16 protein-coding genes are annotated in these 13492 nt (G+C 66.3%); 10 read left to right on the top strand and 6 right to left on the bottom strand.

The features are described from left to right. Positions 1 to 25: 25 nt before the first annotated feature. The gene (locus MPLG2_RS13790; RefSeq protein WP_197709952.1) at positions 26 to 868 is read right to left on the bottom strand and encodes an alpha/beta fold hydrolase; all 843 of its coding nucleotides are present in this window, start codon (positions 866 to 868) and stop codon (positions 26 to 28) included. Positions 869 to 1047: 179 nt separating this feature from the next. On the opposite strand from MPLG2_RS13790, the gene MPLG2_RS13785 reads away from it, so the two are divergent. Beyond that, on the top strand, positions 1048 to 1683 hold the full coding sequence (locus tag MPLG2_RS13785) for a TetR/AcrR family transcriptional regulator (protein ID WP_197709951.1): 636 nt from the start codon (positions 1048 to 1050) through the stop codon (positions 1681 to 1683). 72 nt (positions 1684 to 1755) lie between these two features. Here the strand turns inward: MPLG2_RS13785 and MPLG2_RS13780 are convergent, their stop codons facing one another. The 4 genes from MPLG2_RS13780 to MPLG2_RS13765 form a co-directional block, all read right to left on the bottom strand. Continuing rightward, positions 1756 to 2043, bottom strand: coding sequence for a DUF4287 domain-containing protein (locus MPLG2_RS13780; protein WP_105186628.1), 288 nt, complete (start codon positions 2041 to 2043; stop codon positions 1756 to 1758). 15 nt (positions 2044 to 2058) lie between these two features. Beyond that, positions 2059 to 2283 (bottom strand): hypothetical protein, encoded by a 225-nt coding sequence (locus MPLG2_RS13775; RefSeq protein WP_105186627.1) that lies wholly within the window; start codon positions 2281 to 2283, stop codon positions 2059 to 2061. Positions 2284 to 2504: 221 nt separating this feature from the next. Continuing rightward, positions 2505 to 2696 (bottom strand): hypothetical protein, encoded by a 192-nt coding sequence (locus MPLG2_RS13770; protein WP_105186626.1) that lies wholly within the window; start codon positions 2694 to 2696, stop codon positions 2505 to 2507. A gap of 13 nt (positions 2697 to 2709) precedes the next feature. Beyond that, positions 2710 to 3141: an Hsp20/alpha crystallin family protein gene (locus tag MPLG2_RS13765; RefSeq protein WP_105186625.1), complete on the bottom strand. Its 432-nt coding sequence runs from the start codon at positions 3139 to 3141 to the stop codon at positions 2710 to 2712. A 138-nt stretch (positions 3142 to 3279) separates the two neighbouring features. Between MPLG2_RS13765 and MPLG2_RS13760 the strand changes: the two genes are divergently transcribed. Further along, on the top strand, positions 3280 to 3573 hold the full coding sequence (locus tag MPLG2_RS13760) for a MerR family transcriptional regulator (RefSeq protein ID WP_105186624.1): 294 nt from the start codon (positions 3280 to 3282) through the stop codon (positions 3571 to 3573). A gap of 202 nt (positions 3574 to 3775) precedes the next feature. Then, positions 3776 to 4630, top strand: coding sequence for an SDR family oxidoreductase (locus MPLG2_RS13755; RefSeq protein WP_105186623.1), 855 nt, complete (start codon positions 3776 to 3778; stop codon positions 4628 to 4630). Positions 4631 to 4835: 205 nt separating this feature from the next. Here the strand turns inward: MPLG2_RS13755 and MPLG2_RS13750 are convergent, their stop codons facing one another. Then, positions 4836 to 5717: a hypothetical protein gene (locus MPLG2_RS13750; RefSeq protein ID WP_105186622.1), complete on the bottom strand. Its 882-nt coding sequence runs from the start codon at positions 5715 to 5717 to the stop codon at positions 4836 to 4838. 277 nt (positions 5718 to 5994) lie between these two features. On the opposite strand from MPLG2_RS13750, the gene MPLG2_RS13745 reads away from it, so the two are divergent. From MPLG2_RS13745 to MPLG2_RS13715, 7 genes are all read left to right on the top strand, one after another. Continuing rightward, positions 5995 to 6993 carry a LacI family DNA-binding transcriptional regulator gene (locus MPLG2_RS13745; protein ID WP_105186621.1) on the top strand — a complete coding sequence of 333 codons (999 nt, stop codon included), beginning with the start codon at positions 5995 to 5997 and terminating at the stop codon, positions 6991 to 6993. After that, positions 6990 to 7478, top strand: a complete 489-nt coding sequence (locus MPLG2_RS13740) for a heme-binding protein (RefSeq protein ID WP_105186620.1) — start codon at positions 6990 to 6992, stop codon at positions 7476 to 7478. Before MPLG2_RS13745 ends, MPLG2_RS13740 begins: the two co-directional genes overlap by 4 nt. Beyond that, entirely contained in the window at positions 7475 to 8626 is a 1152-nt protein-coding gene (locus MPLG2_RS13735) for a Gfo/Idh/MocA family protein (RefSeq protein WP_105186619.1), read from the top strand. Before MPLG2_RS13740 ends, MPLG2_RS13735 begins: the two co-directional genes overlap by 4 nt. Next, positions 8623 to 9516: a TolB family protein gene (locus MPLG2_RS13730; RefSeq protein WP_105186618.1), complete on the top strand. Its 894-nt coding sequence runs from the start codon at positions 8623 to 8625 to the stop codon at positions 9514 to 9516. The genes MPLG2_RS13735 and MPLG2_RS13730 overlap by 4 nt, the downstream gene beginning before the upstream one ends. 513 nt (positions 9517 to 10029) lie before the next feature. Further along, positions 10030 to 10401, top strand: coding sequence for a peptidase inhibitor family I36 protein (locus tag MPLG2_RS13725; protein WP_158681222.1), 372 nt, complete (start codon positions 10030 to 10032; stop codon positions 10399 to 10401). Further along, a complete protein-coding gene (locus tag MPLG2_RS13720; protein WP_173909630.1) occupies positions 10402 to 11082 on the top strand; it encodes an ABC transporter ATP-binding protein in 681 nt (226 codons plus the stop codon). Further along, on the top strand, positions 11079 to 13454 hold the full coding sequence (locus tag MPLG2_RS13715) for a hypothetical protein (protein ID WP_158681221.1): 2376 nt from the start codon (positions 11079 to 11081) through the stop codon (positions 13452 to 13454). The genes MPLG2_RS13720 and MPLG2_RS13715 overlap by 4 nt, the downstream gene beginning before the upstream one ends. Positions 13455 to 13492: the final 38 nt, after the last annotated feature.

Raw genomic sequence — 13492 nt, 5'->3', positions numbered from 1 at the left:
AACCCCACCATCTGAAGGGACGTGCTTACGTGTCGTGTGTCGCCCAGAACTGGCCGAGTTCGGCGGCCAAGGGTTCGGCTACCTGCATCGGTAGCGAGTGTGTGGTGTTCGGCCACACTTTGGCGGTCACGTCGCCGATGAGTTCCGCCTTGGCCAGCGACGCCTCCCCTTCGGTGATGGGGCTGTTGTCTGCGAGCGCCACGTAGACCGGCATGGTCAGACCCCGGAGCTGGTCGCCGGAGAGCGGACGCGGCGTGGGCAACTCGGCAGAATATGCGGTGCCTCCGAGCGTGATCATCCGCGTGACAGGGTTGGCCTGATCGAGCCTGCTGAGATCTTCCCCCGCTATCTTCGCGACGGCCGCGTCCCGCCACGCCTGGGGCAGGAACGGAAGCGTGGCTGGCACCGACCACAGCAGGGTGCCCAGGGGCGGCCAGCGCAACACGAAGGTCGGCTCGAGCAGGGTGAGCGTCTTGACGCGCCCGGAACGGTGGACGGCGAGCGCGGCGGCGCTGGCCGCACCGAAGGAGTGTCCGACGAGGTGGGCGCGGTCGATGTGAAGCGCGGCCAGTGCTTCGTCGATCCAGGTCGCCTGGTCGACGGGCCCGGTGAGGGGTGTGGACTGGGTGGACAGCCCGGCGTCGCCGATTGCGTCCAGCGCGTACACCGTGCGCCGGGCGAGTAGTCCGGGCAGGTTCTCCGACCACATCGGGACGCCACTGCCGCGGCCCGCAAGCAGGACCACCGGGTCACCGGTGGCCGCCGGATTCACCCAGGCGTAGGCGTGCACCGTGCCGAACGACGTCGGGACGTCGAAGGTGCTGGTCGGGGAAGGCATCAGGGCCAGTGCCTCGGTGTACGCGTCCACGTACGCAGCTCGGTCGGCGGCACTACGGAAGTGCCCGACCTGGGGTGAGGCGGTTAACCAGCTGACGGCCTGGGCAACTGCGAGGGCACAGACCACCACAGTCACCACCCGGCGCAGGCGACGTGGCGCACGGGGTCTCGGCTGGGGTGCTCGCATCCGCGCTCCGCTCTCTGTAGTACGTGCGTCTCGTTGCAATACAGATGTATCGTAGACCAAAGTCAATACGTTTGTACTGGTATCTTGCAGGCATGGGGACCCGCGACGCCGATACTGGTCGCCAATCGATCATGCTCGCCGTGTGGCAACTGATCGCACACCACGGCATTGAGGCTGTTACCTTCAGGCGGGTGGCCGAGCGCGCTCACGTCTCTGTCGGGCGGATCCAGCACCACTACGGAACGCGGGACGCACTGGTTCGCGCCGCCTGCGCAGCGATGATCGAAGGTGCCCACGCCCAGTACCAGGAACTTCCGGATGACCCATCGGCACGGCTCAAACACATTCTGCTGCACGCCCTGCCCGACTCACCCCGGGCACGTTTCGGCGCCAGTGTCTGGCACGCCTACCTGGCGAAGTCGGTCGACGACGCCGAGATCAGCCGCCTGCTGGCCGAGACCAAACGAGGTACCGAAGACGAATGCGTCCGGCTGATCAAGCTCTCTACACGACCACCCGGAGACATCGACGCCAGGATTGCCGCACGACGGCTGCTCGCCCTCGCCGACGGACTCACCGTCCGCGTGCTGATCGGCGACCTATCCGGTCGCGAAGCCCACGAGTTACTCGAATCCGAACTGGCCGCTCTCGGCCGTTAGCAACGCCGAAGTGGGACACGCTCTCGAAGCACGCTGCTCGACCGTGAACGCTCCGGGCCGGTAGGCCCAACGTCAGGGATTGGTGGCGATGCCGTCAAGCCAGAGGGTGTCTGACTCGTCGCGTTGTGTTCCGGTGCTCGCGACGTGCTTGGGGTCGATGCCAGGGCCGTGCTTGATAACGTGCACGAGTGCCATGGCGTGGCCGCGGCCGAGTCCGTAGTCGGCGGCGAGCCAGGCGACGACGTCGTTGGCCTTCACCGACGGTCCGTCGAAGCCGCGTGCCTTGGCGATCTCGAGCAGCTCGCGAGGGGTGAGCCCCGTCTTCTTCTCGATGGTGTCGAGGTAGGCCTGGAATGACATCGGGACCTTTCTTGGTCAGTGGGCGGATTCGTCGGCAGGGCCGTGGGCCTGCCAGAGGGTGTCGAAGGCGCGGCTGGACGTTCGTGCCAGTTCATCGGGGTGACATGCGCCCGAGGGCAGGAACGGCAGCCGGTTGACGGCCGGCGAAACCGACAGCCACAGCAGCTCTTCTGCTGCCTCGTCGGTGTCGTTGATGCGCAGCCGGTGGGCTGCTGTGAGGGCTTCGAGGTAACCAGCCATGCATCTCGAAATGGGATCACGCTTCGTGCCGGGACGTCAGCGGTTCACATCTAAGCGGACTCCCTCTGTGGGCTTGGGTCAATCCGATCGTGGTCCCGGTGCTCGCCCGGGACCACGATCGCGTGCTGCTTGCTGGACTGCCTGTTGTGGTGCCTGGTGGGCGATGCGTCCTGCTGTGGGGACGCTTGCGGCATTGTGAATGTGGCAGTCGGGGCGAGCGGTCACACGTCGGATCGATGCAGTGGCGTGTGCCTGGCGTCTCCTTTCGTCGCGTTGGCGTCGTGGTTGTCGCGTTGCTCGGCCACGATCGTGTCGAAGGCAAGGCCGAGCAGTTCTGCATCGCTGCACATGAGGGTCAGGAACTCCTCACGAACTGAGCCGGACCAGTCTCCGCCGGCGCGCGCGGTGAGCATGATGACCTGCCGTTCAGACGCTGATCGCCTGCCGGGGATGCTCGTTGTGCGCGATGGAGATTCGGCGCGGCTTGGCCTTCTCGGCGACCGGGATCTGCAGGGCTAGAACACCGGCGTCGTAACTGGCGTCGATTCTCTCGGTGTCGAGGTTGTCTCCCAGGATCAGTTGCCGGCTGAAGACTCCTCGCGGCTGCTCGGCGGCGATTAGTTCGGCGCCGTTGTCGCGGCTGGGGCGTTCGGCCCTGACGGTGACCACATTGCGCTCGACATCGAGTTCAATCGAGTCCGGTGCGACGCCCGGCAAATCCAACTCGACGTAGAAGATGTCGCCGCTTCGCCAGGCGTCCATCGGCATCACCGAGGGCCGGGCGAGGGTGCCGTTGGTGCCGAGCATCTGTTGGGTCAGTCGGTCCAGTTCGCGAAACGGGTCAGTGCGCATCAGCATCGTTGTTCAACCTTCCTTTCTGTTCTGTTTGATGCCTGCCGCCGCAGTGTCAGATCTGTAGCGGGCGCTATAGATTTTTTATAGCTCACGTGTCATGCTGAGGCAAGAGGCCACATCTACAAAAGGGGACTGATCCGATTGGCGCATGCAGAGCTCGACCGCAGCCGCGGCGTGTACGGCATCTCGATCGCCGCCGAACTGGTCGGCACTGGCACCCAGAACCTGCGCGCCTACGAGGCCCGCGGCCTGCTCACCCCTGGACGCACCGCCGGTGGCACCCGCCGATACAGCGCTGACGATCTCGACCGGCTGCGCAGGATCGGCGATCTACTGGAGGCCGGCCTCAACCTCGCCGGAGTGGCCATGGTGATGCAACTCCAAGACGAGAATCAAGAACTGCGCCAACAATCCAACACAAAATCAGCACGATGACAGCACCACCCGAAGCACCGTTGCGCCACGTTCCGGGTCATTCCTCAGCGCGTCACCGGGTGAACTGCCCGAGGGATTGCGCGCTAGCGTCCGAAACGATCTGTTACCCCCCAAACTCGGTGTCGCGGGGGCGTCCGCACCTGGTTCGATGAAAGCAGGCGCACCGCCGACTCACCACCACCAACGATGAGCGAGGCTCCCCATGACCGACCTGTCGAACATTCCCGCCCAGAGCCAGCAATGGCCTGGCACCGACGCAGCCCTGACCCCTGCCGCCGACCACGGCGAAACCAGTTGGACGCCCCGCGGCCGGCTGACCGGCAAGCGTGCACTGGTCACCGGCGGGGATTCGGGCATCGGTCGTGCGGTGGCCGTGCTGTTCGCGCACGAAGGGGCCGACGTGGTGATCGCGTCGTTGCCCGAGGAGGAGGCGGACGCCGCCGAAACCGTCGCCCAGGTGGAGCGCATCGGCGGACGCTGCCGGTCGATCGCCGGCGACCTGCGCACCGAGGACGCCTGCCGCGCACTGGCCCGCGAGGCCGTGGACGCTCTCGGCGGGCTCGACGTGCTGGTGTGCAACGCGGCCTACCAGATGACCTATGACGAACTCGAGCAGTTTCCGCCGGGCCAGTTGCAGCAGACCTTCGCCACCAACGTCTTCTCGACGTTCTGGTTGGTGCAGAACCTCGCCGGCGAGCTCGAGAACGGCGGCAACGTGATCGTCACCACGTCGATTCAGGCATACAGCCCCTCGACGCACCTGCTCGACTACGCCGCCACCAAGGCGGCCCTCAACAACCTCACCGTCAACCTCGCCGGTGACCTGGGCGCGCGAGGAATTCGCGTCAACGCCGTCGCGCCCGGCCCCATCTGGACGCCGCTCATACCCGCCACCATGGCCCCCGACAAAGTGGAGGGGTTCGGGTCGGACACGCCCCTGGGCCGGGCGGGGCAGCCGGTGGAGGTGGCCGCAGCCTATGTGTTTCTCGCCTCTGACGAGGCCAGTTACGTCAGCGGCACCGTGTTGGGTGTCACCGGTGGCAAGCCGGTGTTCTGAGGCGCCTACGACCGCACCCTCGATCGGTGACGTCGTCGTCACTGCCGTTCCACAACGAGAGTTGCTGCACGAGGTCGTCGGGCAGGCCGAGCGAGGCCGCGTCGACGGGCGTGCCGTCGGGCGACCAGAGCGGCCCTTGGCCGTAATCGGGCCAGAACTCGATCAACCTCACTCGGCTCAGTCCGCCGCCCCGGGCCCCCCGGTTCTACCGGCGTCGTTCCGCCCACTGTTCGGGGTCGGACGCGTAGCCCGCGCGCTGCTGCTCGTCGGGCGTGATCAGCCGACCGGCCCGCAGCCGGGCCAGCACCTCGAGCCGCACGGCCAGTACACGCGCCGCGGAGCGCTGCATGGCCTCGGGGCCGGTCTTCGCCCACCACTGGTCGAGGGCGCGCAACACCTCGGACGAGTCGCTCGGGTCGATCAGGTCGCCGGTCAGCCGTACGGCGCCCGATTGGTGTCCGGCCCGGTCGGCCCGCAGCGCGAACCCGCCCAGCGCCAGCGCGACCAGGCCGGCCAGCACGAACAGCGCGAGCCCCGCGAGGGCCGGCAGGGCGGCGGTGATGCCGACCTCGCCCCAGCGAAAGATGAACACCGCCGCGGCCGCCAGCAGCCACAGGCCGCCGAAGCCCAGGTGAATGCCCGCGGGTACGCGCGAGCCCCACAACGACCCGTTGGCTCGGCGCGGTTCGAGCCAGCACAGCAGCGCGGCCGAGGTGAGGGCGAGAGCGCCGGCGGGCAGCATCACGTCCCGCAGGGCGAGGGCGCTGGTGCGCGGGGTGCTGAGCAGGGCCACCGCCACGACACCCGCTACCAGGGCCATCGCCAAGGCCGCCCGATGCAGCGTTGTGGACGGACGCACGCGCGGGGCGCTCGGGTCGCGGCGCTGGTTCGCCGCCTCGACAGCCTCGGCGCGGGCACGCTCATGGGCCGCGCGTGTACGAGGGTCGGAGGCCAGAACGGCGACGCGCCACGAGTCTTCGATCGCGGCTTTGCCGTCGCGATAGTCGGCGTCGAACAGAATGAGGTCGATGCGACCGAGGGTGCGCTCGTCCATGCCGGTCACCGAGCGGTGCTGGGCTCCGGCCATGGTGCCCCTCTCGCGCAATGAAGGTGACGGACGTCTCACGTGGCCCCCAGCGTAGGCGCGCATTCTGATGGTGTCACCGCCGGCGAGTCATCGGGCAGTTGAGGGTGTCGACACCGCCGGGCACGACAGTGTTGATCCGACCACCACAGACGGGGGTCAGACCAACACTCTCGTTCACAGCTCCCAGTCGTCCACATGCTGACACGTGTCAGTGTGACTATTGCCCGCGCGCCCTCGCGGCCGCTACTTTCACGTGTAAGTCGATGGAGGAGGATCGGTGGCGGGCAAACGCAGCACCAGCGTCGACGTGGCTCGTCGCGCCGGCGTCTCGCGGGCCACGGTCAGCTACGTGCTCAACGACCGCACCGACCAGTCGATACCCGAGGCCACCCGCGACCGGGTGCTGGCCGCCGCCCGCGACCTGGGCTACGTGCCGAACGCGGCCTCGCGGGCGCTGCGGGGCGGAAAGTCACGACTGGTGATGCTGGTGAACGCGGGCACGCCGTGGAGCACCAACATCACCGACATCGAAGATCGGTTGACCGCCGACGTGGCCGCGTCGGGCCGCTCGCTCGTGGTGTGGCGCCGCCCCGGTCCCGACGAACTCGGCGTCACATTGGCCAACCTCGAGCCCTGCGCGCTGCTCACCATGGACGCCCTCAGCCCGGCCGAGCGGCAGGTGCTCGAGGTGGTCGGGGTGCCCCTGGTCGAGGCCGTGGCGGGTCGGCCCGACGCGTCGCCGCTGATGCAGGCCGAGCGGCTCGTCGCAGCCGGCCACCGGCGGCTCGGCTACCTGACCACCAGCCAACCCGCGTTGCGCCGGTTCGCCGAGCCGCGCACCGACGGCTTTCTGGACGCCTGCCGCCGGCTGGGGTTGCCGGCGCCGCAGGTCGCCGAGGTGCCCGGCGGGCTGGCCGTGAGCGTGTCGGCGATCGCCACGCTGCTCGACGGTTGGCTGAGCGGCCCGGAGCCGGTGACGGCTGTGGCCTGCTTCAACGACGTGCACGCCGCCGCCTGCCTGGCCGCGGCGGCGGACAAAGGCATACGGGTGCCAGAGGTGCTGTCGGTGATCGGACTGGACGACGACGTGCTCGCGCCGCTCACCCGGCCTGCCCTCACCACGGTGCGGCTCGACCCGCTCGGCTTCGCCGATCACCTGTGGGCCCGCGCCCTGCACCGGCTCGGCGAGGGCGCCGAACCGACTGACTTCGCACCTGCCGTCCGGCTGGTGGAGCGGGCCAGTGTCGGCCCCGTAGCGTCGAAGGAGACTCGATGAGCACAGACGTACCCGACCTGACCCGGTTCGGCCCCGACGAGGCCTGGCGGCTGGGCAGCAGGCTGGTCGAGGCGTGCCGCAGATGCGCCCTGCCGGTGGCGATCGACGTTCGGCTGGGCGCGCAGCAGGTGTTTCACGCCGCTCTGCCCGGCAGCAGCGCCGACAACGATCGGTGGGCCAGCCGCAAGGGACGCATCGCGTGGCACTTCGGGCTGCCGTCGCTCGAGGTGTGGCGGCGCTACGTGGGCGACGACGGTGACCCGATGGCGTTTCTGACGGCGTTCGCGCTGCCGGTCGACAAGTACTTTCCCGCCGGCGGGGCCGTGCCGATCACCGTCGGGGGAGCGGTGGTCGGCGTGCTGGCGGTCTCGGGCCTCGAATCGTCCGAAGACCACGCGTTGGCAGTGGCGGCCGTGCGCGAACTGGCGAACGACGCCGAACAGAGCAACGAATCCGAACCTCGCAACGAAGGAGTGGGCGAATGACCAACCAGACACCACGCACGGGCCGGGTCGGGGTGGGGCTGATCGGCGCCGGCATGATCAGCGACACCTACCTCGACAACCTGACCAGCTTTCCCGACGTCGAGGTGCTCATGGTGAGCGACCGCGACGTGCCGCGCGCCCAGGCGCAGGCGCAGAAGCACGGCGTGCCGGCCTGGGGCGGCGCCGACGACGTGTTGGCCCACCCCGACATCGAACTCGTGGTGAACCTGACCATTCCCGCTGTGCATGCGCAGGTGTCGTCGGCCGCGATCGCCGCGGGCAAGCACGTGTGGTCTGAGAAGCCGCTCGGCATCACCCGCGAGTCCGCTCGTCAGGTGCTGGACGACGCCGCCCGCGCCGGGCTGCTGGTGGGCGTGGCGCCCGACACCCTGCTCGGCCCGGGCTTTCAGACCGCTCGCCGGGCGATCGAGCGCGGCGACATCGGCGTGCCGCTGTCGGCGCAGACCGTGTTTCAGTACCCCGGGCCCGACCTGTTTCACCCCAACCCCGAGTTCTTGTTCGCCGCCGGCGCGGGGCCGCTGTTCGACATCGGCCCCTACTACCTGACCGCGTTGGCGCACCTGTTCGGCTCATACGCCACCGTTGCGGCGGTGGGCGTCAAGGGTCGTGAGACGCGCCGGGTGCAGGCCGGTGACCGGGCGGGCACCGAGTTCGTCGTCGAGGCGCCCACCCTGGTGCAGGCCATCGCGTCGTTCACCGGCGGCCAGGTGGCGCAGAACCTGTTCAGTTTCGACTCGCCGATGGCGCGCATGGGCTATGTCGAGATCACCGGCACCGAGGGCACGCTGCTGGTGCCCGACCCCAACCTGTTCGGCGGTGCGGTGCGGCTCACCCACCCGGTCACCCTGGCCACGGTGCAGAGCGAGACCGAATGGCTCGACGTGCCCGTGCCCGACGAGACCTACGGCCGCGGCGCGGGCGCGCTCGACCTGGCCCGCTGCATTCGCGGCGGGGGTGAGCCGATCGCGTCGGGTGAACTGGGCTACCACGTGCTCGACGTGATGGCCTCGATCGAAGAGTCGATCGCGAGCGGGCAGACCGTCCGGTTGGCCAGCAGCACCGCGCCGGTGCCGCTGCTGCCCGAAGGTTGGGATCCCCACGAGGACACGTTGGGGGCAGGGGCATGACCATTCGCCAGGGCGCCCGGCAGTTGGCCACCGGGCAGCGGTCACGGTTGCACGTGCTGCACGTCGATTCGGGTGAGGACGTGGTGATCGCCGAGTCGGGTTCGCTGTTGTTCGAGGCGCCCAACTGGACCCCCGACGGTGCCTGGCTGCTGGTGAACGGCGACGGCGGACTGTTCCGGGTGGCGCCGTCCGGCGGTGGCCTGGTGCCGGTCGGGCTGGGCGACGTGCCCGGCATCAACAACGACCACGTGCTCAGCCCTGATGGTTCGTCGGTGTTCGTGTCGGCGTTCGACGGGCACCTGTACGAGGTGGTGCTGGCCACGGGCGAATCGCGCCGGGTGAGCAACGACCGGGGCGACCACTTCATGCACTTTCTGCATGGAGTGTCGCCCGACGGGCAGACGCTGGCTTACATCGGGCTGCAGATCGAGCCGGACGGTTCGGTGCTCACCAACGTGTGGACGATTCCCGCCGCCGGCGGCATCGATGTGCAGTTGACCGACGACCGGTACCCCGACGACGGCTCCGAGTACAGCCCCGACGGCGCGTGGATCTACTTCAACTCAGAACGCGGATCGTCCACGCCCGGCCACGCGCAACTGTTTCGCATGGCCATCGACGGCTCGAACGTGCAACAACTCACCGACGACGAACGGGTGAACTGGTTTCCGCACCCCTCGCCCGACGGCAGCCGCATCGCCTTCGTCAGCTTTCCGCCGGGCACGCTGGGCCACCCGGCCGATCTGCCCGTGCTGCTGCGGCTGATCGAGGCCGACGGCACTGTGCGCGACCTGATCAGCCTGTTCGGCGGGCAGGGCACCATCAACGTGGCCAGTTGGGCCCCGGACGGCCGTCGGTTGGCGTACGTGGACTACCCGATTGAAGGCTGACCTCGGGTTCGGGCACGCCCGCTGGTCGATCTTGTCGAGACCCCTGACCAGGGAACCGTTGATCAACGTGCGGGTCGTGGGTTTATCTGTAGGCGCGCCACGCACGGGGGGAAGGCTTCTCTATGGGTCTGATGTGTCGCTAGGGTGCTGCTTGGTGCGAGTGTTATCAGTAGGACTCGCGAGCAGCCGTGCCTCCTCCCAGGCGTTGGTTAGGGCCCAGCGGTGCGCTAGGCCCGTGGGGGTTAAGCGGCGTCGTAGTCTCGCCGTTCGGCGTGAGATCTCGTAGGGTCTGGTGTGCCCATTTGCTTTCCTGTGGTGGGGTCGTGTGGTCTCTGGGATGCGTGCGATAGTCGGCTGATATGTCAACAATTGGCGAAGAGGATTGCTTCAGTTTGGTGAGACCGTTCTTGCCATATGATCTTTGGCGAGATGGTTGCGAGATCCATAGTTGCAACGCTAGGTTCGGTCGTGAGGATGAATTATCTTCCCCTTTCCTCGCAGTTGGGAGTTGTCATGAAGGTTAAGAACTGGATCATTGCATGGGGTGGTGGTCTCATGCTGGCCGCAACGTGTGCAAGTGTTCAGGTTGCGCAGGCCGACAATCTGGCGTCCTGCGACAACGGCAATGGCTGCCTGTTTGCGGATTCCAACTACTTCACTCTGGTCGGGGAGAAGGCCGGCGGCACTGGGCCGTTCAATGTTCCGTGGAGCCAGAACGACTGGGCGTCGTCATACGCAAACAAGTCGACGTCCGTGATGACGGTCTATACCGACACGAATAGCGGCGGAACGTGTGGTTCTCGTGGGGCCAAGACCAAGGCCAACTTCTACTCGCCGTTCCAAGATTCGATCTCGAGCTGGTCGATGCGCGCTGGCGGCTGCTAGGTGCCAGGGTTGATCTGCACTGGTCTGAAGCGCCAGTATGTCTCCTCAGTCGAAACGGTGACTGCATTGGATGACGTGTCATTGACGGTTGCCCGTAGCAGCTTCGTGGCTTTGAGGGGTCGATCCGGTTCGGGGAAGAGCACGCTCCTGAACGTGATCGCTGGCCTTGACACACCGAGTTCCGGGTCAGTGCAGATCAACGGGACGCAGGTTTCTGACATGTCAGATGGGGCACGGACCGAGTTTCGCCTGCGGAATGTCGGCGTCGTCTTTCAGGATAACAATCTCATCCCGGAGTTTACTTTCCGCGAGAATGTTGAGCTTCCTTTGCGGGTTATGGGCTGGGGCGCGAGCAAGGCCCGGAACGCGGCGATCGAGGCGATGGGGGCCTTAGGGATTGAGGACCTCGCTAACCGCTACCCGCATCAGGCGTCGGCTGGCCAGCGACAGCGATGCGGATTCGCGCGTGCTGTCGCTGGGGAGCGGTCGGTCATCTTGGCGGACGAACCCACCGGCGCTTTGGACACCGCGACCGCTGCGCAGCTGTTCGCTGTCGTCGCCGAGTTGTGTGTGAGCCGCGGGATGCTCGCTGTTGTGGCGACCCACGATCCGGCGGTGGGTCAGTTTGCGCATCGGACGGTCATGATTACGGATGGCCGGCTGAGTGAGATGGCCTCGTGACGATGGTCTTTGCACGACCGCTGGGTTTGGTGAGCGCGCTCATGATGCGCTCGGCTTTGATGCGCCGCATTGGTGTCGCAATGGCGCTGGTTGCGGCGGCGCTGGTGTTGGCGTCATCTGTTGTGGGCAGCTTGTCGTTGGCGAACAGCCAGGCTGCAGAGCGGGATCTTGGCGAGTTCGAGTTCGGGGCGCAACTGCCGGTGGCTTTGACCCCAGGTTCCGCGATCCCACGGGTGGATATGACTGCCACGGCGTCCGCGGTGCTAGTGAGTTCGGGAGATCTGCGAGTGACCGAGCAGCCGCAAACTCGTGCTGCATTCATCGAGACGAACTGGCAGGCTAACCCGCTCCCACTACGCTATCAACTGGTGTCTGGCCGCTGGCCAAGATCGGCGGGAGAGGTTGCCACCTCGGCCCCGGTTGGGGCGTCGGTGCATGTACTGGGCGACGTTGCGGTGCAGGTGGTGGGAGAGGTCGTAGACCGCTATGACCGGCACGGTTTCACCATCGCGGCAGCGCCGGGAACGTGGTCAAGTTGGCATGTCGCCGATTTGTCGACCCGCTTTCCCAACACGTTGGCGACGGCCACGTATTTGTGGATCGGTGACCGGGACGCGGGCTTGGACGCGCTGGCCCTGGTCGCCGCCAAGCACGGTATGAGTGCGGCGAGCGCTCGAGGCCAGATGAGCGGATTGCTGCTGGAGCGGGACCAGTATCTGGCCACCGACAAGGCGACTGCCGCCAAACGCTTCCCGTTGGTTTTGGGGCTTCCGGTTGCCATCGTGCCGCTCCTGGCAGGGGTGATCTGTGGCGGCTTGGCCGCCCGCTGGTCACGCAGGGTCGCGAAACAACTTCAGCAGATTGGTGTCCCTGACCGGCTCACCGTCTCCGCCAGGATGCTGGCCACTCTCGCTGCGACCTCCGCAGGCGTCTTGACAGGGTGTGTAGTGGCGGCTGGGGCTGGCTTAGCTGTGCGGCCAGCCCTTGACGCGGCCGCCAACCAACCGCTGGCGCCATTCGCGATCGGCTGGGGCGACATGATCCTGGTGTTAGCAGGCTCACTGGTGGGCACCTCGATCGGCATGCTTTCTTCGGGGCTTGTGAAGGTGGCGAAGGCGGTGCGTTTCGGTGCTAGGCCGCGACGTGTTGCTGCGGGAATCGCGGCGCTGAGTCTGGTCAGCCAGTTCCCGGGTCCCGATGACGGTATTGCCATGACGGTCACCTATTCATTGTTCGCAATGACTGTGGCGTTGCTGTCCCCTGACGTGTTGACGTTGCTGATCGAGTCGACAAAACGTCGAGGGATGGCCACACAATTGGGTGCAGCTATGCTGAATCCGCGGCAAGGATTTGTCGCCGCACTTCTTGCCCCTTTGACTCTGGTCATCAGTTTGAGCGGCGGCGCTATCGCGATAACCGCCGGATCGTTAGCGGCCGCCAACGCGCAACTCACTGCTTCCATTCCCCCAGGTTTTGCAGTGTTAAGAACGCTCGATGCGTCGAAGCCCGTGCCTTCATCTATTCGAAGCCGGTTTGAAGAGGTGACCGGTCTGAGCAATCCGATAGTCAGCTGGGGCGCGGGGATCGAAGACCTGCCGCGGGGATTCGATGGGGAGCCTCGCCTGTTCTCAAGTCTGGCAGATATTGAGCGGTGGCTTGGGCATCCTCTGACGACGCAACAGGCAACTGCTTTGGAGTCGGGTGCTTTGGGTCTATTCGCACCAGCCGAAGGAAAGGTGGCGATCAGTCCTGTGGAGGGACGCTGGGTCGACCTGGAGCCAGTGCAAATCGATGCGCCCAAGGAATGGGCCGCCAACTATGGCGGTATCCTTCTTGAACCAGCAGTGAGTCGGCTGCGGTTGAAGAAGGTCAATGAGGAAATCATCTACTCATCCGTCTCTGCAGACCAACAAATATCTGTGGCGGACGCCGCAGCCAGGTTGGGTATCGAGCCTGGATACATTGTCTTCAACAAGTTGCCGGTTCCCTATAGTTTGCCTGACTCATTTCGTTGGGCGCTGGCAGCACTGTGCGTGGTGGCAGCAGGCTTGATGGTCATCTTGGTCACCGGTCAGGCAAGGGCTATGCGGCCGCAACTTGGAGCGCTCAAGGCGATCGGAGTCCCGCAATCGTGGATCGCTCAGGTCCTCGGATTCCAAGTGGCACTGGTATGCCTCACAAGTGGCGTGCTAGCAGGGGGAGTTGTTGTGGGGGGCAACCTGATCCTGTGGGCCGCCACCCCAGACGCGCTGGTGCCGAGACCTGACCCGCTCTCATTGGTTGTTGTCGCGGCGGTCACTGTAGTCGGGGCATTGGCAGGAATGGGCTCAGGGCTGATGACATTGCGCTCCAGTGAGCGGTCGGTGTTCTGAACCAGACGCCCAATCCCTCCAGGGGACTGACCTGCCCT

It is taken from the genome of Micropruina glycogenica (assembly GCF_900289045.1).
Classification (GTDB): domain Bacteria; phylum Actinomycetota; class Actinomycetes; order Propionibacteriales; family Propionibacteriaceae; genus Micropruina; species Micropruina glycogenica.
This window is presented reverse-complemented; position numbering and strand designations above follow the sequence as displayed.